Raw genomic sequence first — 24,144 nt, 5'->3', positions numbered from 1 at the left:
ATTGTTTGTGCTAACTATTGCTTTGAATTATCCCAAACCTCGTTATCAACCACCCCTTCATTTTCTATCCAGACAAGCCGCCCAATAATTTTAAACTTGGCCACAGACATTGCACCACGTTTTTTACGTTTACTGTCTGTCTCCGCTAAATCACCCATAATTTCTTCTCGATCCAACTCATAAATTTCAACAGGTTCATAACTTTCATTCATGAGCACTAACACAACACTATGCCACTCTTGATCAATTTTGATCTGCCCGATACGCTGCGTTGATTTTCCTTCATCAAAAATAACGCGGCCCTTAATTTGAATTTTCTTACCTTTTAAACGCCCTCGACCCACAGCATCATAACCACCCACGCCAGAGTCACACAACTCAAGATCAAGCAACCTGGCCGCATCGTTTAGTGCAATTTCACCGCTGACCCCACCGAGGCTTTTGCCTGTAGCTTTACGGTAGTCGGCCGCTAATTTACGTGCCTCAGAAATCAACTTATCAACAGAATAAACACTCATGCAGATACCCTTATAATTTCTCAAATAGAGCAATTGATTCAACATGCGTGGTATGAGGAAACATATCCATCACTCCCGCACTCACCAGGCGATAACCATGTGTATTGACAATTTCTCCCGCATCACGCGCCAATGTTGCTGGGTTACAAGAGACATAAACAATGCGAGAAACGCCCAGCTTTGGCAGCTGAGCAATCACTTCGGCGGCACCCGCACGCGCAGGGTCAATCAATAGCTTATCAAACCCGCCCCCAAACCAGCTCTGCTTCTCTGGGTCATCAGAAAGATCTGCACTAAAAAATTCAGCATTGGTGATGCCATTATGCGCTGCATTTTGACGCGCTCGATCGACCAGACCTTCATCGCCCTCAACACCGACAACGGAGCCAGCTTTACGTGCCAGTGGCAATGAAAAATTACCCAGACCACAAAATAGATCCAAAATTCGCTCATCCGGTTGAGGGTCAAGCATGTCAACCGCCAGACTCATCATCTTGCGATTAATATCTGCATTCACTTGCATAAAATCGAGCGGATTAAATAGAAATTCGAGACCAAACTCAGGCAATTTATAACTTAATTGTGCGATTGAAGGGTAAAGCAAAGTGACCGTATCTGGCCCTTTAGGCTGAAGGTAAATTTGAAAGTTTTTAGTTTCAGCAAAGGCTTTCAAACGCGCTTTATCATCGTCACCCAGTGGGTCAAGGGTTCGAAAAATCAGAGCAACACAATCATCACCAATCGCCACTTCAATTTGAGGAATACGTTCACGTGCTGTCAGCCCCATCATGAGCTCACGCAATTCAAGCAGGTGCTCTCCAATGGCGGGATGCAACACCTCACAACGCTGAATATCTGCAAGAAAACTACTGGAGCGTTCGCGAAAACCGATCAATACCGACTCTTTTTTGAAAACGTATTTTGCACCCAACCGAGCTTTACGACGATAGCCCCAATGTGGGCCAGTCAGTGGTGGTAGTACAGTTTCTGGCTGCACTTTGCCTAGGTGCTGTAAATTTTCCAAAAGAACTTGCTGCTTGGCATGAATTTGAACTTCTGGCTTCATATGTTGCAAGCTACAACCGCCACAAATTTCAAAGTGTGCACAGTGGGGTTCAATGCGATCAACAGAAGCTTTTATGACTTCAATACAGTCACCTTCGCTGTAGCTTTTTCGGCTACGAGAAGATCGAAACATGACTTCTTCGCCAGGCAGTGCGCCACGAATAAATACCGCTTTACCATCAACATGCGCAACACCACGGCTATCATGATTCAGTGATTCAATCACAGCATGCTGCGGCTCGGTTTCAACCTGTTTTTTTCTACGCCTTCTAGCCATCAAATACACCGGTCGACAGATAGCGATCGCCACGATCGCAAATAATTGTGACAATCACTGCATTTGTCACCTCTTTGGATAGACGTAATGCTGCACTGACCGCACCCCCCGATGAAATGCCCGCAAAAATGCCTTCATCACGCGCCAATGCCTTAGTCGTCAATTCTGAGTCTTGCTGAGAAATATCTAATATCCGATCCACACGGGAGAAGTCACAAATTTTAGGCATATAGGCTTCGGGCCAGCGCCTGATACCAGGAACATTTGCGCCATCTTCCGGTTGAACACCGACAATCTGGATTTCTGAGTTTTGTTCTTTGAAATAGCGAGAGCATCCCATGATAGTTCCCGTCGTTCCCATCGCGCTCACAAAATGAGTGATCTTCCCGTCAGTTTCACGGTAAATTTCAGGGGCTGTTGTTTCATAATGTGCGTTGGGATTATCTCGGTTTGAGAACTGATCCAGAATACGACCTTTGCCTTGAGCCTCCATAGCACGAGCCGTATCAATGGCCTCTTCCATGCCGCCTGCTTGTGACGTTAAAATAATTTCAGAACCATAGGCCTTCATGATAGAGCGACGCTCGACACTCATATGCTCAGGCATAACAAGCACCAAGCGATAACCTTTAATCGCAGCAACCATCGCCAGTGCAATTCCGGTATTTCCGCTCGTGGCTTCAATAAGCGTGTCACCTGACTGAATCTCACCACGCGCCTCTGCATGGGAAATCATACTGAGTGCTGCCCGATCTTTTACAGACCCCGCAGGATTGTTGCCTTCCAGTTTGACCAATAATATATTTGTAGTTTTACCGGGTAGACGCTGTAATTTTACAAGGGGGGTTTGACCAATACACGCTTCGACTGTTGAGTAATCCATAATCGACCCCAATAAGAAAAAACGTGCATTGTAACGGAAAAATATTGTTGATGAATGTTAGAATTTCAGGGTTTTCAAATATTCAGAGAAGTCTGCACCTAAAGTAGGATGTTTGAGTGCGCACTCAACGGTTGCCTGCAGATAGCCTAGCTTACTTCCACAATCATGGCGAACGCCATCAAACTCATAAGCTAACACGTGCTCTTCATTCAACAACTTAGCGATTCCATCTGTTAACTGTATTTCGCCACCTGCACCTTTACCCACACTTTTCAGTAAATGAAAAATTCTAGGAGTTAAAATATAACGCCCCACAACCGCTAATGTTGATGGTGCGTCATCTGGGTTTGGTTTTTCCACAATACCGTTCAATTGCGTCACATTTTTAGCAAAAGGAGTGCTGCTTACAATACCGTATTTATTAGTTTCTGACTCTTCTACTTGCTCAACCCCTAAAACACTACAGCTATACTTCGCGTAGACATCAACCATTTGAGACATCGTACCTTTTGAACCACTGTCAATTAGATCATCGGCCAATATAACAGCAAAAGGATTTCGCCCTACGACTGATGCCGCACACAACACCGCATGCCCCAAACCCAGTGCTTCAGGCTGGCGAATATAGACACAGTTCACACCTTTAGGCAGTATATTCCTGACGACCTCTAACAACTCATTTTTATTATGTTTTTCTAATTGACTTTCCAGCGCATAGTTTTTATCAAAATGATCTTCAATCGCACGTTTAGCACTGCTTGTTACAAAAATAAGCTCTGTAATACCCGCTTCAATTGCCTCTTCAACCGCATACTGAATCAAAGGTTTGTCAACAACAGGTAGCATCTCTTTAGGGTTTGCTTTTGTCGCCGGTAAAAAACGTGTTCCCATTCCTGCGACAGGAAATACGGCTTTTTTAATTCTTTTTTCCATATAACTTCTCTTTAACAGATAATAATGATAGAGGTGCTATCTATTGATCTCGTCCATAAACATCTTCGAAACGAACGATATCATCTTCGCCCAAATAAGCACCCGACTGAACTTCAATAAGCTCTAATGGCATAATCCCTGGATTTTCTAGGCGATGGGTCTCCCCTATCGGGATATAAGTTGACTGGTTTTCAGTTAAAAGAAATGTTTTATCGCCGCAAGTCACATTTGCTGTTCCCTTAACAACAATCCAATGCTCAGCGCGATGGTGATGTTTTTGAAGAGAGAGAGTTTCACCTGGGTTTACAACAATTCGCTTTACTTGAAATCGATCACCCGCATCAATCCCTTCATACGTCCCCCAAGGGCGCGATACACGCCGGTGGTTTTTGAGCTCAGGACGTTGCTCTTTTTTTAGCTGATTAACAATCTGTTTTACATCCTGTGCGCAAGATTTATGAACAACCATGACTGCGTCAGAAGATTCAATAACAATAACATCTTCCATGCCAACCACGGAAACCAGCCGGCTCTCAGAAATCATTAAACTATTTTTGGTGTTATGAGTATAAACCTGCCCTTTCAGCACATTACCTTGCTCATTTCGATCACTAACCTCCCAAATTGCAGACCACTCACCGACATCAGACCACCCAGCATCAAGCGGAACAACACAAGAACGCAGTTTTGACAGGCTGTTGTTTGCTGTTATTTTTTCCATTACAGCATAATCGATTGAATCATCAGGGCAAGACTCAAAAAGTGAGCGATCAACACGGTAGAAATCACCATCTAAAGAACCTTGCTCATACGCTTTATTACAAGCATAAAAAATATCGGGTTGATACTCCTTAATAGCATCAATCCAGCATGATGCCCTCATCATGAACATGCCACTATTCCACAAGTACTTTCCTGATTTTATATAGGATTTTGCTGTTGATTGATCAGGCTTTTCTACAAAACACTCAATCTCATAAGCATGTTTCTCAGCTGAACTACTACTGCCACCAATAGCAGCACCCTCCTTAATATAACCATAGCCTGTTTCAGGACGGGTAGGAACAATACCAAAGGTGACAAGATACCCATTAGAAGCTAGCTCAGCACCTTTTGCTACAACATTGTGAAATGCCGTTTTATCCAATATCACATGATCTGCTGGCATCACCAATAAAACAGGATCTTGATCTTTTGAGTGGTTATCTACAGCCGCCAGTGTCAAAGCAGGCGCAGTATTTCGCCCCATAGGTTCCAGAATAATTGAGGCAGCACTTTCACCCAGTTGGCGAAGCTGCTCTGCCACAAGGAAACGATGTTCTTCGTTACATACAATGATTGGTTTTGTTATATCCAACTGCCTATCTGGAGTCTTATTGGAATTTTCTACTTTATGTAGACGTAACACAGTTTCTTGCAACAAAGTAAGATCTGATGTTAATGCCAACAACTGTTTTGGATAATACTCTCGAGAAAGCGGCCATAATCGCGTCCCCGATCCGCCAGATAATATCACCGGTTGAACAATCAAACTCATTTAAACCTCTCTTGAAAAAATTCAAAAAAACTTCATTTAATCTGAAGTTGTCACCATATCTTCATTTTTCATCTGTGACCGTACATTAGTAACAAACTCAATAAAAAAAGCCAAAAATATTCCAACTAAAACCCCTAAAACCAAACTTAAAAAAACTATTAGTTTTTTGCTCGAACCGATGGGTTTCAAAGACTGCATGGGTGGAACAATTGCTTTCGTCTCTCGAGCATTAGATAAACGCACATCAATCTCTTCAATGAGCTGACCTTGCCTCGCTTGCGCCCTTTTATTATTCGCCAACTGAACTTTCAAATCATCGCGTTGATTTGGTAGCGTGATATATAAACGCTCCTCAAATTCAGCCAGCTGCACTCTGTTTTGTTGAGTTTCATTATCTAATACCATCAAAGCCATCGCACCAAGTGACCCTTTCACTTCGGTTATCGCTTGATTTCGATTTTTTTCTGACAGTACAATTAGCTGATTAACTTCTTGCATTTGTTTGACCAACAAGGCTGCACTTTCATCCAGACGCCCAGTTTTTTTGACATATAATTTAGCTTGATCTTGAAGCTCAGACAATTTAAGCTGGATTTTTTTTCTGTCGCCATTCAACCCCAAGCGCGCGACTTTAACAATCCCACGGTGATCCGTTACAACTTTATCAACTATTTTAGTTTGCAACTTCAGATAGGTGCTGGAAAGCTCTTCAGACCCCTGACTTTCCAAAACAATGATATTACTACCAGAAGGAGCTCTGGCACTAATTTGATAAACGCCACCGTCTGTTCCCGATTTTGCATGCTCATGCAGAACAAGCGGAATATAACTTTCCCTTATCTTTGCCAGCAATACATCAGGTGAATCAATGAGCTCTCGCTCTTGATCAAATGTAGATCCGATCTCTATTGATGTCGTATAGGTATATTTAGTTGACGTCAAAAAAGAACTCACGACCCCAAAAAACAAGAAAAAGCCAACAACAATAAAAAAAACTGCTTTACGTCGATATAAAATAAACCAAAGGTCGACTAAACTTATTTCATTCCTATTGTTATACGTTTGCCCTTCTTCTGTAGAAATACCCATATAGAACAACTCATAAAATTATAAAAAATAGTAACAGATAATAAACAGGCACCATTAAGGTGCCTGTTTATCACAAAATTATATAATATATTACTTTGTTGATGAACGGCCTATCGTGATATTTTTACGATTTTTTTCAATCGTCTTCTTACCTATACCTTTTACTTGCGCCAAATCATTAACAACTTTAAATGCTCCATGCTTCTTTCGATACTCAACAATTGCTTTTGCCTTTTCAACCCCAACACCAACCAAATTATTAGCCAATAACTCTGCATCAGCATTGTTAATATTAACAGGTGCTGCATACGCAGCAGAAAAACAACCCAGAAAAACAGACAATAATAGAATTTTTTTAAAAAAAAGCATTATATAACCTCCTGTAAAAAATGCTTTGTGAAATACCTGTAATTAAAAAGTCACAATAGTTCCGTCCAATTAAAATACAGGCGCGCCGATAATACACGATTTAAAAAAAAGAGACATCTATTATTTATTTAAAATTATTTCTGTTTTTCCAGTTCCAATGTTTTTTTATCTAATGCTCTTTGGATACGTAACAATTTAAATTTCAAGCCAAAAAAACGCGGTAAAAAAATAAAGCTACAAAGCAAGATTCCAAAAACCATAAAGAGTGTTAAAAGAATATACAGTGGAAGTTCGAAGCTCCCAAAGTAGTAATGAAAATTAATTGATGCAGTATTTTGTGTCGCTAAACCAAGATAAATAAAAAAAACCAAAACAGCAAATAGAATTGAAAAAATTGTATAAATACGAGCCATAGCATTTCCTTAAAACTACCAGCCAATAAAATCAGCTGCTCATTAATCAAGGGAGCTCTAAGTAAGTCTGGTTGGATTTAGCCGACGTAAAACCAAGACTTGTTCGGAGCTTCCTAAAGCAGACATACTAACTTTTATACAAAATAAGGGAAAGCTCAATTGCAAACTAAATTGCATAAAAAAATAATAAGAAGCATATGCATAATAGTTTCTGAAATTATGTTGTCTGGAACTTCAACTCCTGCTCAAACATTATACAGACTGATTATGTAACGACTGAGATCGCTTGAACAGGGATAGAAAGGTAAAAATTGGAGCATATAAGTATTTCATGACCGTGTCTATATACACTATTTAGCGCTATTATTTACCTGTTCACGTAACATTTTCCCCGGTTTGAAATGAGGAACATACTTTCCCTCTAGAGAAACAGACTCACCCGTTTTAGGATTACGCCCGATACGCGATGGTCGATGGTGCAAAGAAAAACTTCCAAAACCACGTATCTCGATTCGATTGCCATTAGCTAGTGCTTCAGACATTTGCTCAATTAAATTTTTCACAGCAAGCTCAATATCTTTATAAGAAAGTTGAGTCTGGCTCTGCGTCAGTACTTCAATTAGGTCTGATCTTGTCATATATATTCAAACCTCCAAAAAATTATTTATATTACGTCCCTCCAATACTTATTATCAGAGAAACACTCAACAAACATAACGGCAACGGAGAAAATACCTAAAGGACAACCTCGATTGTTCATGTTGTTATTCATAAGATTCCTTTCAAAAGATAAGATACGCAAGTGTATAAAAAAACAAGGCCATGATGCAACTACCACACATCAAGGCCTCCCTTCCTTACTTAACACTGCCAATCAAAGTATGACAGTCAGAACACTTTAACTCTTCTGATTTAACATCTGCTCTTTCAGAAGATCACCTAGAGTAGCCGAGCCAGAGCTTGTAGTAGAACGATTGTAATCATCCAGCGCTTCAGCCTCCTCACCCTCTTCCTTCGCTTTAAGAGAGAGCAGAATAACACGATTCTTACGGTCAATACTCACAAACTTAGCTTCAATCTCATCCCCTTCTTTCAGAACAGAATTAATATCTACACGTTCACGAGAAATCTCAGATGCACGCAAGTAACCTTCAGCATCACCGTCAAGTTTAACTTCAGCACCTTTGCTGTCAACGCTGATTACAACGCCTTTAACGATACCGCCCTTCTCATGATCAGCCATATAGTTTGAGAACGGATCTTTCTCTAACTGTTTGATACCTAACGAAATGCGCTCACGATCGGAATCAATTGCTAAAATAACTGCCTCAATTTCATCACCTTTCTTGAATTCACGAATAGCATCTTCACCCGTTGCATTCCAAGAAATATCAGACAAATGAACCAAGCCATCAATCTCACCATCCAGACCAATAAAGATACCGAAATCTGTGATTGATTTAATTTTTCCAGAGACTTTCTGGTTTTTATTGTGTGTTGCAGAAAACTCTTCCCATGGATTCGCTTTACACTGTTTCATACCTAGAGAAACACGACGGCGTTCCTCATCAATATTCAACACAACAATTTCAACTTCCTGCCCAAGATGCACCGCTTTAAATGGATTAACATTTTTATTAGTCCAGTCCATTTCAGAAACGTGAACCAAGCCTTCGATGCCATCTTCAATCTCAACAAAGCAACCATAATCAGTAATATTGGTCACTTTACCCATATGACGACTGGTCATTGGATAACGGGTCGCAAGCTCAAGCCAAGGGTCTGAACCCAGCTGTTTCAAACCCAGTGAAACACGACTGCGCTCCTTATCAAAAGTTAATACTTTGACATCAATTTCGTCGCCAACATTAACAATCTCAGAAGGTTGTTTAACGCGTTTCCACGCCATATCAGTAATATGCAACAATCCATCAATTCCACCAAGATCGATAAATGCACCGTAATCAGTCAGGTTTTTAACAATACCTTTAACAGTCTGCCCTTCTTCCAAATTTTCGAGCAGTTTTTCACGCTCGGCACTGCTTTCAACTTCAACAACAGCACGCCTAGAAACTACAACGTTATTACGTTTTCGATCTAATTTAACAACTTTAAACTCAAGTGGCTTACCTTCCAAGTGTGCAATATCCCGTACAGGGCGCACATCTACAAGTGAGCCAGGCAAGAAGGCACGAATTGTTCCAACATCAACAGTGAAACCACCTTTAACCTTGCCGGAAATAATACCAATAATTGTGACGGCATCATCCAGTGCTTTTTCAAGCTCAGTCCAAGCCTGAGATCGTTTAGCTTTTTCTCGTGAAAGCCGAGTCTCCCCAAAACCATCTTCAATTGCATCCAATGCGACATCAACACAATCACCTTCAGCAACCTCCAGCTCGCCCGCTTCACTATAAAACTGGCTAATAGGAATTACGCCTTCAGATTTTAAACCTGCATTGACAATAACAACATCTGATTTAATCTCGACAATGATTCCAGGCACAATAGAACCAGGACGCATCCGTTGCTCAATCAAACTCTCTTCAAATAACTCTTTAAAGCTTTCGCTCATTAGAAAAAACCCTTAAACCCTCAAAAATCGAGGATAACGTTGCGGCAAAACCGCGGTTAATTAAAAAAACTTGTCAAAATTGACAAGCACAAAAAAGCCAGATAAAGACTTTCATCTTTACCGAACTGCACCTGAAATAATACGACCAGGCAATAGATCTATCAACTTTTCAACGACAGTCTCAATAGACAGCTTATCGGTATCAAGCAGAACAGCCCCTTTAGCAGGCTTCATCGGCGCAACACTACGCGCACTATCACGTAAATCACGTTCACGAATATCGTTGAAAATAGCGTCGAGGGTACCATTAATACCTTTCTCTTTCAACTGCGTGTGACGTCGCTCTGAGCGAACTTCTGCACTGGCCGTCAAATAAACTTTAACCGTAGCTTGAGGGAAGACAACACTCCCCATATCACGACCATCCGCCACAAGACCTGGAGGTTTTTTAAATGCACGTTGCCAGCCCAGAAGTGCATCACGTACTGCAGACAAAGATGCAATTTTGGAGGCTCGATTACCACACTCTTCTGACCTTATGGCATGACTCACATCAATGCCATCAAGAAAAACAGCTTCAGCGTCAAAATGAACATTCAATGAGCCAGCAATTTTTGCTACAGCAACTTCATCACTCAAAGCGATCGCCTGTTTTCCTGCCTCATAAGCGGTTAAACGATATAGTGCGCCACTATCCAGGTAGTGCCAACCTAAACGCTGCGCCAAAATACGGCTGACGGTACCTTTTCCTGAACCACTGGGGCCATCAATCGTAAAAACAGGGATATTGCTCTCCAACATAACGACTACCCTTTCACATGCTCTGCATTAATAGCTAACCCTGTCTGCCGAGCTAATTCAACAAACCCTGGAAATGATGTTGCAACATTATTGCAATGCTCAATGATAATTTTCTCTTTTGAGCGCAATGCCGCCATTGCAAATGACATGGCAATACGATGATCACCACAGCTTTCAACAACGCCACCACCTAATTGCCCACCCTGAATCACAATACCATCCGCTGTTGGCTTGGCATCAATACCCAATGTTACCAGCCCATCCGCCATCGCCTGAATACGATCACTCTCTTTAACCCGTAACTCTTCCGCACCCGTCAAAACAGTTTCACCAGTCGCGCACGCAGCTGCAATAAAAATCGCAGGAAACTCATCAATGGCCAAAGGCACCTGATCTTCTGGGATACGTATTCCTTTTAACTGACTTGAGCGCACACGAATATCTGCCACAGGCTCACCACCGACCTCACGCTCATTCAACAATTCAATATTTGCTCCCATCAAACGCAAAATATTGATCACACCAATGCGAGTAGAATTCATCCCTACATGCTTTAACAATAAATCTGAACCTTCTGCAATACACGCGCCCACCAGAAAAAAAGCAGTCGATGAGATATCGCTCGGCACATCAATAGCGCAAGCGGTGAGCTTTCCGCCACCTTCAATACAAACTTGATTACCTTTGCGCTCAACGCAGTAGCCAAAACCATTCAGCATTCGCTCGGTATGATCTCGAGTGGGTGCAGGCTCAGTGATGCAAGTACGCCCTTCAGCATACAATCCAGCCAATAACAGACATGATTTCACTTGGGCACTGGCCATAGGCAGCGTATAATCAATTCCTTTCAAAGCTTGACCGCCACTCACTCTCAGAGGTGGCGTACCATCCTCATCACCTACAACGATTGCCCCCATCAACGCCAAGGGATTGGTCACACGCGACATTGGGCGACCAGACAATGATTCATCACCCATCATTTCCACATCAAAAATTTGTCCCGCCAGCAAACCAGACATGAGACGCATGGATGTCCCTGAATTACCCAGATCTAATGGCGCATCAGGTACTTTCAAACCGTGCAATCCGACCCCATGAATTGTCACTTTTCCATCAACAGGGCCATCAATAGAAACACCCATAGCACGAAAAGCTTTCAATGTAGAGAGACTATCTTCACCTTCAAGAAACCCTTGAACTTCTGTGACCCCTTCAGCAATAGATCCGAGCATAATTGAACGGTGTGAAATAGATTTGTCTCCAGGCACACGAATTTCTCCGGTCAAATGACCGCCAGGTTCAACAATAAAGCGAAGGGAAGGAGTATTGGAATTTGACATAAAAATAGTTACTTTTTTAAAAATTATTCAAGAAAACTGATCTCGAACAGCCTTGGAGCGGCCAAACAGAGCCATCAAATATTTATCATCTTTAGTTTCAATAGCATCTCGAAGCTGCGTAAGCTCTGAACTGTATTGCTCTAATGCCGACAATAAAGCATCACCATTAGCCAGACATATATCTCGCCACATTACCGGATCACTGGATGCGATACGGGTAAAATCACGAAACCCACTGGCAGCATATTTAAAAACTTCATGCTGCTCATCCATTTTTGAAAGTCTATCTACCATCAAATACGCTAACATATGTGGCATATGACTGGTCGCTGCCAGCACTTCGTCGTGGTGGTTCACCGCCATTTCAGAAACAATTGAACCCACACCTTCCCACATTTGGCGCACACGTAACACAGCATCAGCATCCGTATTTTTAAGTGGCGTTAAAATCACACGCCGCCCTTTAAACAGCTTTGCGTCAGCGAACGCAACACCACTGTTTTCAGTACCGGCAATAGGATGGCCGGGTACAAAATTTTCGGGAATTTCACCCAAAGCTAGGCGCACAGCTTCAATCACACTACCTTTAGTACTACCTACATCAGTGATGACTGCATTGGATTTAAAATATCCAGCGGCTTGTTTTAACAAAGGCTCAATCGCACCGACTGGAGTTGCCAACACCACAATATCAGCAGATTCAACTGCAGCTTTAACATCACAAGCAACCTGATCAATAACACCCAGATCAAGTGCGGTTTGCAATGATTCGAGGCAACGTCCGTAACCCACAACTTTTTGAAACAAACCTGCTGATTTAGCCGCCTTGGCTAAAGATCCGCCAATTAATCCCACTCCAAGAATGGATAAAATCTTTTCTTTTTTCTCAGACACTACAACACCGCACAAGGATAAGAGCCTAATACCTTGACCATCACTGCTTCTTTTTCCAGCTCTGCCAAAGCCTTTGCAACCTTCGGTTCATCCTGATGACCTTCTATATCAACAAAAAAAACATAATCCCACATTCCGCGCCGAGAAGGACGAGATTCAATACGATTCATTGAAATACCGTGATGCGCAAAGGGCGCAAGTAAACTATGTAGTGCTCCTGAGCGATTTCGAGATGAGAGTAACAACGATGTCTTATCACGACAGCTACGCATCGTACTCTGCCGTCCGATCATTAAAAAACGTGTCGTATTGTCAGGTTTATCTTCAATATTAGCTGCAATGACATTCAGCCCATATTGTTCGCCCGCCAATTCACCCGCAATTGCAGCGGCATCAGCTTCATTTTTTACTCGACGTGCAGCTTCCGCATTACTGCTCACAGGAATACGTGAAACACCCGGTAGATTGGCATCCAGCCATTCACGGCATTGGGCTAAAGATTGCTGATGGGAATAGATGCGTTTCACCTGATCAATACGGGTCATTTGTCCCAACAAGTTCTGATGAATGCGAAGCTCAACTTCGCCACAAATTTTTAAGGGCGAATTAATAAATGTATCCAGCGTATGATTCACTACACCTTCAGTAGAGTTTTCAATCGGCACGACTCCATAATGTGAAGCACCCGACTCCACATCACGAAAAATTTCATCAATCGCCATCAACGGCACGGTGGTCACTGAGTGACCAAAATGTTTCAATGCCGCCGCTTGAGTGAATGTTCCTGCCGGACCAAGATAGGCAATACGCATTGGCTGTTCCAATGCAAGACAGGCTGACATAATTTCGCGGAAAAGACGTGCAATTTCCTCGTTGCCTAATGGCCCTTTATTGCGTTTCTGCACATGCCTGAGCACATCTGCTTCACGCTCAGGTCGATAAAAATTGATCTGCTTATTGGCAGAAGATTGTTTGATACGCGCAACGTCCATAGCGCATTCAGCCCGTTTATTGATCAAATTCTGGATCTGTTCATCCAGCGTATCAATACAATTGCGTGCAACTTTTAATTTCTCAGACTCTGACATAGTTTTTAATACGATCTAACTGCCAATACACCTTCAATAGAGCCCAATGCCTTAATTACAGATTGAGGAATTTCACTCTCCACATCAACCAAAGTATAAGCATATTCACCTTTGGATTTATTCAGCAAATCTACAATATTCAAGCCTGCATCAGCCAGCGTTGTTGATATTTGCCCCACCATATTCGGCACATTGGAGTTAAAGATACCAATACGATAAGCATCTGAACGAGGCATTTGAGTTTCGGGAAAGTTCACTGCATTACAAATATTGCCATTTTCCAAAAAGTCACGCACTTGATCTGCGACCATTACAGCACAATTCTCTTCAGCTTCAATCGTTGATGCCCCTAAATGCGGCAACGTAATAACCTTTTCATGATTTTTCATCAAATTAGAGGGGAAGTCACACACATAGGCATGAATTTTATCAGATTTAATCGCGGCTGACAGAGCTTCATTATCAATAATACCATCGCGAGAAAAGTTAAGAATAGTTGCGCCTGGTTTCATTAGATCAAAGCGATCTTTATTCAGCATACTGCGTGTTGCATCAATCAATGGCACATGGAAAGTAACAAAATCAGAGTGAATTAATAGATCATCTAAACTGGAGGCCAGCTGCACATCAGATGAAAGCTTCCAGGCACTTTGAACTGTAATCTGTGGATCAAACCCGATCACTTTCATGCCGAGCTTCAGTGCCGAGTTGGCAATTTTAATCCCGATTGCACCCAACCCAATCACACCCAGTGTTCGCCCAGGCAGTTCAAAGCCGACAAAATTTTTCTTGCCTGATTCTACTTGTTTGTGAATCGCGCCATCATCGCCTTCCAGATTGCGTGCATACTCCCAACCCTGACAGATATTGCGGCTTGCCAACAACATTCCAGCCAATACAAGCTCATGGACTGCATTAGAGTTCGCACCGGGCGCATTAAATACGGGAATTCCACGCTGACTCATCTCATCAACGGGGATATTATTCACCCCAGCCCCTGCACGCCCAACAGCTTTAAGTGTTTCGGGAATATCCATGCCGTGCATCTTAAAAGAACGCAGTAAAATAGCATCTGGATGTTGAATTTCAGAGGCTACTTCATACTGTTCACGCGGTAAGCGCTCCAACCCTGCGACTGAAATATTATTGAGTGTTAGAATTTTATACATAAACTCCCTTTACCTTAAATATCTAGCCATTTCGATATTCAAACTCTGCCATAAAATCAACCAATGCGCTCACGCCCTTTTCTGGCATTGCATTATAGATACTGGCACGCATACCACCGACCGACCGATGACCTTTCAGTGTTTTAAGACCCAGCGCATCAGCTTCTTTCAAAAAGGCTGCATCCAAGTTGTTATCTGCCAATGTAAAAGTCACATTCATCCAGGAACGACTATCAATTGCAACGGGGTTTGCATAAAAATCAGAAGCATCAATAAAGGTATACAGTTTTTTTGCTTTACGCTGATTTTCTTCAGCAACAACTGTTAATCCACCTTTTTCTTTAAGGTACTCAAAGACCAGTCCGGCCAGATACCACGTATAAGTCGGTGGAGTATTGTACATAGAGCCATTATCAGCATGGATTTTGTAATCAAACATGCTGGGCGTACCGTCACGGGCAGAGCCGATCAGATCATCACGCACAATAACAACCGCCAAGCCTGCTGGGCCAATGTTTTTCTGCGCTCCGGCATAAATCACACCATATTTTGAGACATCAATCGGGCGTGACAATATGCTTGAAGACATATCTGCCACAAGCGGCACATCACCCACTTCAGGAAGACATTGAAATTCTACGCCGCCAATGGTTTCGTTTGGTGTGTAATGCACATAAGCCGCTCCTTTACTCAACTGCCATTCACTTTGCGCAGGAATGCTATTAAAGCCATCAGACTCAGAAGTTGCGACAATATTTACATCACAATAACGCTTTGCTTCAGCAATCGCTTTTTTTGACCACTGCCCTGTATAAAAATAATCAGCAGATGTTTTATCTCGTAATAAATTAAGGGGAACCATAGCAAACTGGCTACTTGCTCCGCCTTGTAAAAACAGCACTTTGTAATTGTCTGGAACAGCGAGCAGTTCACGCAGATCAGATTCAGCCTTTTCAGCAATTGACATATATTCTTTACCGCGATGGCTCATCTCCATCACCGACATTCCTGTGCCTTGCCAATCAAGCATCTCTTCCTGAGCTCGCTCCAAAACCGCCGTCGGCAGCATTGCAGGCCCTGCACTAAAGTTATAAATACGTGCCATTTTACTCTTCACCCTCACTATCACTATCACTATCGTTTTCTGCGTCTACGTCATCATCATCGCCATCAAGATTTTCAATTTTCTCAATGCTGACGAGTGACTCTTTTTTACCGAGTTTAATCAGTGTCACTCCTTGAGTATTTCGCCCAACGACTGAAATGCCCGCAACCGGTGTACGCACCAATGTGCCACCGTTACTGATCAACATCACTTCATCCTGGCTGGTGACTGATATTGCACCAATCACAGCACCATTACGCTCAGATGTCTGTATTGAAATCACGCCTTGGCCACCACGGCCATGACTTGGATAGTCCTCGATCAAAGTACATTTACCAAAACCATGCTCAGTCACCGTTAAAATATGACCTTCATCTGCAAGAATCAGTGAAATGATTTCTTGACCCGGTTTCAGACGCATGCCTCGTACGCCACGCGCAGTACGACCCATAGCTCGCACTACACTTTCACTAAAACGAATCGCTTTACCTGCACTGTTAAACAACATGACATCACGCTGCCCATCAGTAATATCAACGCCCACCAAACAATCATCATCACGTAAATCAAGTGCAATGATGCCATTAGCACGCGGCCGAGAAAAATCTTTAAGGGAGGTTTTCTTTACAACACCGCTGGCAGTCGCCATGAATACGTATTTATCTTCTTCAAATTCACGCACAGGCAATATTGCATTAATTCGTTCGCCCTCTTCCAAAGGCAACAAATTAACAATAGGTTTGCCTCGTGCAGCACGACTGGCCTGAGGCAACTCGTAGACTTTTAGCCAATAAACCTTGCCACGACTGGAAAAACAGAGAATGGTATCGTGCGTACTTGCAACAAAAAGCTTGTCAATAAAATCTTCTTCTTTCATCGACGTAGCCGATTTACCACGGCCACCACGCCTTTGTGCTGTATAACTATCCAGTGGCTGTGCTTTGGCGTAACCGGCATGAGAAAGAGTCACTACGACATCTTCTTCGGTAATAAGATCTTCCAGACTTAAATCAAGGCGATCTCTTAAAATTTCGGTGCGACGCTCATCACCATATTGCTCTTTAATTTTTAATAACTCATCACGAATCACACGCATCAAGCGATCAGGGTTATTGATAATATCCATCAAGTCAGCAATCAGAGCCAGAAGTTCACCATATTCCTTGATGACTTTATCTTTTTCCAGACCGGTCAAACGATGCAAACGCAGATCAAGAATCGCTTGCGCTTGCGACTCAGAAAGGCGATAACCTTCATCCGTTAAACCACACCCCTCTTCCACACTGTCTGGACGGAAAGGGCTTGCACCTGCTTTTTCCAGCATCTCCACAACAATGCCAGGCTCCCAAACGCGTGCAAGCAAACCTTTTTTAGCGGTCGCTGGATCAGGGGCATTTCTGATCAATACAATGACTTCATCAATATTTGCTAACGCGACCGCCAAACCTTCCAGCAAATGAGCGCGCTCACGCGCTTTACGAACTTCAAAAATAGTTCGCCGAGTTACCACCTCTCGACGATGGCGAATAAATGCATCTAATATCTGCTTAAGGTTCAGCAATCTCGGCTGGCCATCAACAATCGCCACCATATTGACGCCAAATGTTGTCTGCATCAGAGTGTGCTTAAAGAGGTTGTTAATCACCACTTCAGCAACTTCACCACGTTTGACTTCAATGACCATGCGCATGCCATCTTTATCAGACTCATCACGCAGTGCACTAATGCCTTCGATTTTTTTATCTCGAACCAGCTCACCGATTTTTTCAAGAAGGCGAGCCTTATTTACCTGGTAGGGCAGTTCATGAACAATAATACTCTGCTTGCCAGTGGCAGACTCTTCTACGCCTGTTTTAGCACGTACATAAATAGAACCCCGCCCCGTTTCATACGCTTTTTGAATTCCGTTTGAACCATTAATAATAGCCGCAGTTGGAAAATCAGGCCCAGGAATGTACTCCATCAAGCCATGAATCGTAATTTCTGGATCATCAACCAGTGCAAGACATGCGTTAATTACTTCATTAATATTGTGGGGGGGAATATTGGTCGCCATTCCGACCGCAATACCTGAAGAGCCATTCACCAGTAAGCAAGGAATTCGTGCCGGTAAAACAGTCGGTTCAGATTCTGATTCATCATAGTTCGCAACAAAATTAACCGTCTCTTTTTCAAGATCAATCAACATGTCGTGCGCAATACGCGCCATGCGAATTTCGGTATAACGCATCGCTGCCGGTGAGTCACCATCCACCGAGCCAAAGTTCCCTTGGCCATCAATCAGCATGTAACGCAGAGAGAATGGTTGCGCCATACGAACGATGGTGTCATAAACGGCGGTATCACCATGAGGGTGATACTTACCTATAACATCACCGACGATACGCGCTGATTTTTTATAAGGCTTGTTCCAGTCGTTACCAAGATCTCGCATGGCGTATAAAACGCGACGATGCACCGGTTTTAACCCATCACGCACATCAGGCAAAGCACGCCCGACGATCACGCTCATTGCGTACTCCATGTACGACTGTTTCATCTCCTCTTCAATGTGAATCGGGAGGATTTCTTTAGCAAACTCAGTCATGAAAATTCACAAGCCTTATGATATTGGTTTGAATGCGTAAAAAACCGCGAAATCGTACCACAATCAGCAAAGTGCTGCATGGTTAGGAGTGCACACAGAATAATTTATATAATTATTTCATGGGCGACCCTTATACTCGACTACGCCATTAATGCTGCCATTTTCTTGGCCGTAGGCTCAAACACCACCCCTTTCTCGGTCACAATCGCATCCACCAAATCCGCAGGGGTCACATCAAATGCAGGGTTCCAACCCACGGCACCTGTCGCCGCCACACGCTTGCACTGGTTCATCATAATTTCATCTTCAGAACGCAACTCAATCGGAATTTGGTCACCTTGGCCGATACGCATATCAATCGTACTGGTCGGCGCAACCACCATAAATTTCACGCCATGATAACGTGCCACAACAGCTAAATTATAAGTCCCGATCTTATTGGCCACATCACCATTCGCCGCAATCCGATCCGAGCCAACAATCACCCACTGCACTTTGCCTTGTTTCATCAAATGAGCCGCCGCTCCCTCAACTAAAACTGTCACTGGAATTTTTTCCTGTACCATTTCCCAAGCAGTCAAACGAGAGCCTTGCAACCAAGGCCGCGTTTCATCTGCATAAACATGCTGAATTTTCCCAGCGTGATTGGCCGACCGAATCACACCTAACGCCGTACCGTATCCACCTGTTGCTAACGCCCCTGCATTACAATGCGTCAACACAGAACAGCGAGATTTAATGAGTTCAGCGCCCAACTCACCCATGCGCTGACACGCGGCCACATCCTCTGCATGAATACGCTTAGCTTCATCCAGCAACCCTTCTTCAGGATTTTCACATCCCGCAAGACAAGCCCGCATTTTATCAAGCGCCCAACATAAATTTACCGCCGTGGGACGAGCATCTGCCAACTGTTTAATATCAGCCTCCATCAGCTCTTTCCAGCGCTGCGGCACGCGTGCATACCAAGCACGCGCAGAAAGCACCATCGCATAAGCCGCCGCGATACCAATCGCTGGTGCACCTCGCACCACCATATCGCGGATGGCTGAAGCCACTTCGGCAGAATCCGCATAACTCAAATATTCAACTTTTTGAGGTAACAAGCGTTGATCCAGCAATCTGAGCACCCCCTCCTCCCATACAACGGCATGAACTGAATCACTATTATTTTCTGACATCACAGCACTCCGACTTTAAATAAAACAGATATGAACTACTGAATACCACAAACCCTGTTAATTTTAAAATCATTATTTTATTTACAAGTACAATCCACCCGTTTTAATCAGTATATAATCTCCACAATCCTTCTCATTTTCACAATAAACCGATCAGCACAGTTTATGAATCAAATTACAACAATTGGCCAATTTTTTGAGCACTCCAACACCCAATTCCGCGCCTTTGATATGGGGCGACGCATCTGCAAAATACCTTCAAAGCAGTTCCAACAATTTGAAGAGTGCGCACTGGCATACCCTCAACCTTCACAGCGCCAAGCCTGGCTCGGCGTTTTAGGGTGGGAAAAAGAAAACAAGAGCAATCATTTCATCTGGTTTTTAAAATTACCTCTTGATGAAAAAGCTTACATAATGCCAGCTGGTCGAGACGATTTTTTGCACCGACTACTCAAAACAGTTGATGACAAATTCAGCGGTACCCAACAAAATGCAATGGATGATAACCCCTACGGTTTCACCCCTAATCAAGAGCGTATGGCCTGCTTTCACGCCAAAACACTAAAAGTGCTCGGACAAACACCCTCACAATATTATCAACATGCACAAAGCTACTTTGCTGGTGACTTAGATTACAAACAATGGTCTCAACTGGGATTGCAAGGAATTGCAGATATCGCCACACGCCTAGATGAAGAGAACAACGCACAACATATTGCTGCATCAATACCTCATATTCCGACTCAGCCCTTTACATCACTATGTAATTTTCTCGAAAATGAAAAAATAGATACACAAATGACTGAAATGATTATTGCTCGAGTTCATGAGCAACTCTCAGCAGAAAAACCCGATATCCAAATCATCACCTCGGGTTTGCGCGGCATCTCTTACGCCAAGGCCAAGGGCTTACGAGAACAATTGATTAAAAGTTTGCTGAACCATCCTGTGGCTCACAATATTGAAGTTTTAGTTACCATTGCAGGACGCGCCTGGAGTGACCTTCATTCACCTGAACTGAATCAACCTTATATTGAAGCGTTAGCGAATGAGGATGTTGGGCAAGATATATTTAATCACGTCATGTCAGATCTGCTCTACATTCCAGGAATGCGTGGCTCACTGTTACAAGTTTTGCGCAACCCAGAGCGCTCAAAGCAAATTGAAAAGGCAACAGGAGCCATGTTTGGAGTACCGAGTCACGATGCCATTGGGCGAATTTTATAGCGTCACGAAAGTGCTCCACTCTTGCCTGATAATAAGATTCGAGCCGTACGAGAAAAAAGGCGACCATAAATTTGATGATGGATGCGAGTGTCGCACTTAAAATTGTTTTTCCGTACATGCAACGAAGAAGAGCACACTGACCTTAAACTGAAATTTCCCAGCATTGCAAGATATTGTTAGAATCACACTATTTTCTTCAAGAAGTCTGAATGGAATTGCATAATGAGCAAAAATATACTCGATAGTTTTAGTGTCAAATCAACGCTTGCTGTTGCGAATAAAACATACCACTACTTTTCACTCCCCGCAGTCGCTAAAGCAAGTGGCATTGACTTGAGCAAGCTTCCTTTCTCGCTTAAAATTCTTTTAGAAAACTTGCTCAGACGCGAAGATGGCATTGAAGTCAAAAAATCTGACATTGAAGCCGTATGCCAGTGGGATGCAAAAGCAACTCCTGACAAAGAGATCCTTTTCATGCCGGCTCGAGTTCTCCTTCAGGATTTCACTGGCGTACCTGCTGTTGCCGATCTTGCTGCAATGCGCTCTGCATTAAAGCGACTCGGAGGTGACCCTGCTAAAATAAACCCTTTTACACCGGCCGATCTGGTGATTGATCATTCCGTGCAAGTCGACCAATACGCCTCTGTGACCGCTTTAAAAGCAAATTCTGAGCTTGAATACTCTCGAAATAGAGAGCGTTATCAGTTTTTACGCTGGGGACAGAGTGCTTTTGATAACTTCCGAGTCGTTCCACCCGATATGGGCATCGTCCACCAGATTAATCTTGAGTATCTAGCCAAAGTCGCCATCACAGCTGACTTTGATGGTGAGACATGGGTTTACCCTGACACACTCATCGGTACAGATTCACACACCACCATGATTAATGGCCTCGGTGTTGTGGGCTGGGGTGTCGGTGGTATTGAGGCTGAAGCGGCTCTGCTCGGCCAACCCTCCTCATTACTCGTTCCGCAAGTGGTTGGCGTTAAATTAATGGGCCAACTTTCCGCACAAACCACGGCTACCGACCTGGTATTAACGATTACTGAAATACTGCGCAAAAAAGGTGTGGTTGGTAAATTTGTCGAATTCTTTGGTCCAGGCCTGGCTCATCTCTCCTTGGCCGATCGTGCCACCATTGCCAATATGGCTCCCGAATATGGCGCAACAATTGGGCTTTTTCCAGTTGATGAAAAAACAACAGACTTTCTGAAACTAACAGGCCGTGGTGATAATGCACCACTGGTCGAAGCTTATTATAAAGCCCAAGGCCTTTGGTACAACGCCGAGCAAAATACCGCAGAATATACCAATATTGTAGAGATTGATTTAAGCGACGTTGAACCCTCATTGGCAGGCCCGAGCCGCCCACAAGATCGCGTTGCACTCTCTAAAGTCCGCAACTCATTTCGCGCCGCACTCAGTGAGCACCTTGAAGAGGAGCTGGATGGAGTCGATGAGGACTCTATGGTCTGCTGGCTGGGTGAAGGCGGCAGCCCAATGCAAATTCCACCCGAACTGCATGAAGAGCATCCCGATGCCGAACTGGACAAACTGCTCAGCAGAAACATTCCAACTCGTCAACCTGATGGTGTTGCTTATAATTTATGTCATGGCTCTGTTGTAATTGCGGCTATCACCAGCTGCACAAACACATCGAACCCAAGTGGTTTAATTGCGGCTGCATTGTTAGCACGTAATGCCGTTCATCGCGGCCTCAAATCACAGCCTTGGGTAAAAACAAGCCTGGCACCTGGTTCCAGAGTGGTCACTGATTACCTGGAAGCTGCTGGCCTGTTACCTTACATGGAAGCACTCGGCTTTCATGTGGTGGGTTATGGCTGCACCACTTGCATTGGTAACAGCGGCCCACTCCACAAACATATCAGTGATGCGATCACTGAAGGTAATTTATCCGTTGCGGCTGTGTTATCAGGCAATAGAAACTTTGAAGGGCGTGTTAACCCATTGGTTCGTGCAAATTATCTGGCCTCTCCAGCACTGGTGATTGCTTATGCTTTATCAGGCAACCTTAATGTCGATCTGAGCAAATCACCTGTGGGTCTTGATTCTAACCACCACCCCGTCTATCTCGATGATATCTGGCCTTCGCCTGAAGAAATCGAACAATTTGTTGAAAAACATGTTGGGCTTGAACAGTTTGAAAATGCTTATCACGATGTATTCAAAGGTGAGCCGGAATGGAACGAACTTGATGTACCCACGGGCGAACTCTATAGCTGGAAAGAGGATTCTACTTATATTAAAGAGCCTCCATTTTTTGCAACAATGGAAAAAGAGCCCACTCCCGTACAAGACATCAAACAAGCACGCGTACTGGCTCTTTTAGGGGATTCAGTCACCACAGACCATATCTCTCCGGCAGGTTCGTTCACCGCTGAAACACCCGCAGGAAAATATTTGATTGAAAATGGTGTGGCACTTAAAGATTTCAACTCATACGGTGCCAGGCGTGGTAATCATGAAGTGATGATGCGGGGTACATTTGCCAACATCCGCCTACGTAATTTACTTGCACCCGGCACGGAAGGTGGCTTCACTCGGCATCAACCCGAAGGTGAAGGCATGACCATCTATGAAGCCTCCATGAAATATCAGGCGGATAATATTCCTTTAATCATCATTGCCGGTAAAGAGTACGGCACCGGATCATCGCGCGACTGGGCGGCAAAAGGGCCGAAATTACTGGGAATTAATGCTGTTATTGCGATCAGCTATGAGCGCATTCATCGCTCAAACCTTATTGGAATGGGTATTCTTCCACTGCAGTTTTCAGAAGGAGAAAGTGCGGAGTCACTCGGCCTGAACGGCTCAGAAGCTTTCGATATCGGTGGATTGAAAAGTCTAACACCAGGGCAAACAATCACGGTGACAGCAACATCAACAAACGGTGAAGTCAAAACCTTTTCAGTGATCGCACGTATTGATACTGCGAACGAGCTGGAGTACTTCTATCACGGAGGAATTTTACCTTACGTGCTTCGCCAAGCATTATAGCGGTGTAAGTATTCACTGAGATAAAAAGCGGCATTAGTAGAAAATGCACATGTCACTGTTCAGATTGACCCTGAA

Annotated in this window: 20 protein-coding genes; 2 read left to right on the top strand and 18 right to left on the bottom strand. The window is 43.5% G+C overall.

The window, feature by feature from the left end; translation table 11 throughout:
• Positions 1-14: 14 nt before the first annotated feature.
• From L3J70_03185 to mtnA, 18 genes are all read right to left on the bottom strand, one after another.
• Positions 15-518, bottom strand: a complete 504-nt coding sequence (locus L3J70_03185) for a hypothetical protein (GenBank protein MCF6235375.1) — start codon at positions 516-518, stop codon at positions 15-17.
• A 10-nt stretch (positions 519-528) separates the two neighbouring features.
• Positions 529-1,860, bottom strand: a complete 1,332-nt coding sequence (gene rlmD / locus L3J70_03180; protein MCF6235374.1) for a 23S rRNA (uracil(1939)-C(5))-methyltransferase RlmD — start codon at positions 1,858-1,860, stop codon at positions 529-531.
• Positions 1,853-2,743 (bottom strand): cysteine synthase CysM, encoded by an 891-nt coding sequence (gene cysM, locus L3J70_03175; protein ID MCF6235373.1) that lies wholly within the window; start codon positions 2,741-2,743, stop codon positions 1,853-1,855. Before cysM ends, rlmD begins: the two co-directional genes overlap by 8 nt.
• A 57-nt stretch (positions 2,744-2,800) precedes the next feature.
• Positions 2,801-3,676 (bottom strand): UTP--glucose-1-phosphate uridylyltransferase GalU, encoded by an 876-nt coding sequence (galU, locus tag L3J70_03170; protein MCF6235372.1) that lies wholly within the window; start codon positions 3,674-3,676, stop codon positions 2,801-2,803.
• Positions 3,677-3,716: 40 nt separating this feature from the next.
• Positions 3,717-5,213 (bottom strand): mannose-1-phosphate guanylyltransferase/mannose-6-phosphate isomerase, encoded by a 1,497-nt coding sequence (locus L3J70_03165; GenBank protein MCF6235371.1) that lies wholly within the window; start codon positions 5,211-5,213, stop codon positions 3,717-3,719.
• 36 nt (positions 5,214-5,249) lie between these two features.
• Complete coding sequence (locus tag L3J70_03160; GenBank protein MCF6235370.1) at positions 5,250-6,302, bottom strand: Wzz/FepE/Etk N-terminal domain-containing protein; 1,053 nt, start codon at positions 6,300-6,302, stop codon at positions 5,250-5,252.
• Between the two features lie 90 nt (positions 6,303-6,392).
• On the bottom strand, positions 6,393-6,671 hold the full coding sequence (locus tag L3J70_03155; protein ID MCF6235369.1) for a helix-hairpin-helix domain-containing protein: 279 nt from the start codon (positions 6,669-6,671) through the stop codon (positions 6,393-6,395).
• A gap of 134 nt (positions 6,672-6,805) precedes the next feature.
• Complete coding sequence (locus L3J70_03150; GenBank protein ID MCF6235368.1) at positions 6,806-7,084, bottom strand: LapA family protein; 279 nt, start codon at positions 7,082-7,084, stop codon at positions 6,806-6,808.
• A 350-nt stretch (positions 7,085-7,434) separates the two neighbouring features.
• Positions 7,435-7,722, bottom strand: a complete 288-nt coding sequence (locus L3J70_03145; protein MCF6235367.1) for an integration host factor subunit beta — start codon at positions 7,720-7,722, stop codon at positions 7,435-7,437.
• Positions 7,723-7,982: 260 nt separating this feature from the next.
• Positions 7,983-9,659, bottom strand: coding sequence for a 30S ribosomal protein S1 (gene rpsA, locus L3J70_03140; GenBank protein ID MCF6235366.1), 1,677 nt, complete (start codon positions 9,657-9,659; stop codon positions 7,983-7,985).
• A 117-nt stretch (positions 9,660-9,776) separates the two neighbouring features.
• Positions 9,777-10,460: a (d)CMP kinase gene (gene cmk / locus L3J70_03135; GenBank protein MCF6235365.1), complete on the bottom strand. Its 684-nt coding sequence runs from the start codon at positions 10,458-10,460 to the stop codon at positions 9,777-9,779.
• Between the two features lie 5 nt (positions 10,461-10,465).
• Complete coding sequence (gene aroA / locus L3J70_03130; GenBank protein MCF6235364.1) at positions 10,466-11,800, bottom strand: 3-phosphoshikimate 1-carboxyvinyltransferase; 1,335 nt, start codon at positions 11,798-11,800, stop codon at positions 10,466-10,468.
• Between the two features lie 27 nt (positions 11,801-11,827).
• Positions 11,828-12,694: a prephenate dehydrogenase/arogenate dehydrogenase family protein gene (locus L3J70_03125; protein ID MCF6235363.1), complete on the bottom strand. Its 867-nt coding sequence runs from the start codon at positions 12,692-12,694 to the stop codon at positions 11,828-11,830.
• Positions 12,694-13,782 carry a prephenate dehydratase gene (gene pheA / locus L3J70_03120; protein ID MCF6235362.1) on the bottom strand — a complete coding sequence of 363 codons (1,089 nt, stop codon included), beginning with the start codon at positions 13,780-13,782 and terminating at the stop codon, positions 12,694-12,696. Before pheA ends, L3J70_03125 begins: the two co-directional genes overlap by 1 nt.
• 5 nt (positions 13,783-13,787) lie before the next feature.
• Complete coding sequence (locus tag L3J70_03115; GenBank protein ID MCF6235361.1) at positions 13,788-14,951, bottom strand: phosphoglycerate dehydrogenase; 1,164 nt, start codon at positions 14,949-14,951, stop codon at positions 13,788-13,790.
• A 22-nt stretch (positions 14,952-14,973) separates the two neighbouring features.
• Positions 14,974-16,056: a 3-phosphoserine/phosphohydroxythreonine transaminase gene (serC, locus tag L3J70_03110; GenBank protein MCF6235360.1), complete on the bottom strand. Its 1,083-nt coding sequence runs from the start codon at positions 16,054-16,056 to the stop codon at positions 14,974-14,976.
• A gap of 1 nt (position 16,057) precedes the next feature.
• The gene (gyrA, locus tag L3J70_03105; protein ID MCF6235359.1) at positions 16,058-18,643 is read right to left on the bottom strand and encodes a DNA gyrase subunit A; all 2,586 of its coding nucleotides are present in this window, start codon (positions 18,641-18,643) and stop codon (positions 16,058-16,060) included.
• Between the two features lie 140 nt (positions 18,644-18,783).
• A complete protein-coding gene (mtnA, locus tag L3J70_03100) occupies positions 18,784-19,824 on the bottom strand; it encodes an S-methyl-5-thioribose-1-phosphate isomerase (protein MCF6235358.1) in 1,041 nt (346 codons plus the stop codon).
• A 165-nt stretch (positions 19,825-19,989) separates the two neighbouring features.
• On the opposite strand from mtnA, the gene L3J70_03095 reads away from it, so the two are divergent.
• Both L3J70_03095 and acnA read left to right on the top strand, forming a co-directional pair.
• On the top strand, positions 19,990-21,051 hold the full coding sequence (locus L3J70_03095) for a DUF3549 family protein (GenBank protein ID MCF6235357.1): 1,062 nt from the start codon (positions 19,990-19,992) through the stop codon (positions 21,049-21,051).
• A 222-nt stretch (positions 21,052-21,273) separates the two neighbouring features.
• Complete coding sequence (gene acnA / locus L3J70_03090; GenBank protein ID MCF6235356.1) at positions 21,274-24,069, top strand: aconitate hydratase AcnA; 2,796 nt, start codon at positions 21,274-21,276, stop codon at positions 24,067-24,069.
• The last annotated feature ends 75 nt before the right edge of the window (positions 24,070-24,144 follow it).

This window comes from Gammaproteobacteria bacterium (assembly GCA_021648145.1).
Classification (GTDB): Bacteria; Pseudomonadota; Gammaproteobacteria; order JAADGQ01; family JAADGQ01; genus S141-38.
Note: the sequence above shows the minus strand (reverse complement) of the source record. Positions and strands in the feature narration are given on the sequence as shown.

Excerpts from the sequence above, each read along its gene's own strand:
- L3J70_03185 (MCF6235375.1), bottom strand. The coding sequence starts at position 518 with ATGAGTGTTTATTCTGTTGATAAGTTGATTTCTGAGGCACGTAAATTA.
- rlmD (MCF6235374.1), bottom strand. The coding sequence starts at position 1,860 with ATGGCTAGAAGGCGTAGAAAAAAACAGGTTGAAACCGAGCCGCAGCAT.
- cysM (MCF6235373.1), bottom strand. The coding sequence starts at position 2,743 with ATGGATTACTCAACAGTCGAAGCGTGTATTGGTCAAACCCCCCTTGTA.
- galU (MCF6235372.1), bottom strand. The coding sequence starts at position 3,676 with ATGGAAAAAAGAATTAAAAAAGCCGTATTTCCTGTCGCAGGAATGGGA.
- L3J70_03165 (MCF6235371.1), bottom strand. The coding sequence starts at position 5,213 with ATGAGTTTGATTGTTCAACCGGTGATATTATCTGGCGGATCGGGGACG.
- L3J70_03160 (MCF6235370.1), bottom strand. The coding sequence starts at position 6,302 with ATGGGTATTTCTACAGAAGAAGGGCAAACGTATAACAATAGGAATGAA.
- L3J70_03155 (MCF6235369.1), bottom strand. The coding sequence starts at position 6,671 with ATGCTTTTTTTTAAAAAAATTCTATTATTGTCTGTTTTTCTGGGTTGT.
- L3J70_03150 (MCF6235368.1), bottom strand. The coding sequence starts at position 7,084 with ATGGCTCGTATTTATACAATTTTTTCAATTCTATTTGCTGTTTTGGTT.
- L3J70_03145 (MCF6235367.1), bottom strand. The coding sequence starts at position 7,722 with ATGACAAGATCAGACCTAATTGAAGTACTGACGCAGAGCCAGACTCAA.
- rpsA (MCF6235366.1), bottom strand. The coding sequence starts at position 9,659 with ATGAGCGAAAGCTTTAAAGAGTTATTTGAAGAGAGTTTGATTGAGCAA.
- cmk (MCF6235365.1), bottom strand. The coding sequence starts at position 10,460 with ATGTTGGAGAGCAATATCCCTGTTTTTACGATTGATGGCCCCAGTGGT.
- aroA (MCF6235364.1), bottom strand. The coding sequence starts at position 11,800 with ATGTCAAATTCCAATACTCCTTCCCTTCGCTTTATTGTTGAACCTGGC.
- pheA (MCF6235362.1), bottom strand. The coding sequence starts at position 13,782 with ATGTCAGAGTCTGAGAAATTAAAAGTTGCACGCAATTGTATTGATACG.
- L3J70_03115 (MCF6235361.1), bottom strand. The coding sequence starts at position 14,951 with ATGTATAAAATTCTAACACTCAATAATATTTCAGTCGCAGGGTTGGAG.
- serC (MCF6235360.1), bottom strand. The coding sequence starts at position 16,056 with ATGGCACGTATTTATAACTTTAGTGCAGGGCCTGCAATGCTGCCGACG.
- gyrA (MCF6235359.1), bottom strand. The coding sequence starts at position 18,643 with ATGACTGAGTTTGCTAAAGAAATCCTCCCGATTCACATTGAAGAGGAG.
- mtnA (MCF6235358.1), bottom strand. The coding sequence starts at position 19,824 with ATGTCAGAAAATAATAGTGATTCAGTTCATGCCGTTGTATGGGAGGAG.
- L3J70_03095 (MCF6235357.1), top strand. The coding sequence starts at position 19,990 with ATGAATCAAATTACAACAATTGGCCAATTTTTTGAGCACTCCAACACC.
- acnA (MCF6235356.1), top strand. The coding sequence starts at position 21,274 with ATGAGCAAAAATATACTCGATAGTTTTAGTGTCAAATCAACGCTTGCT.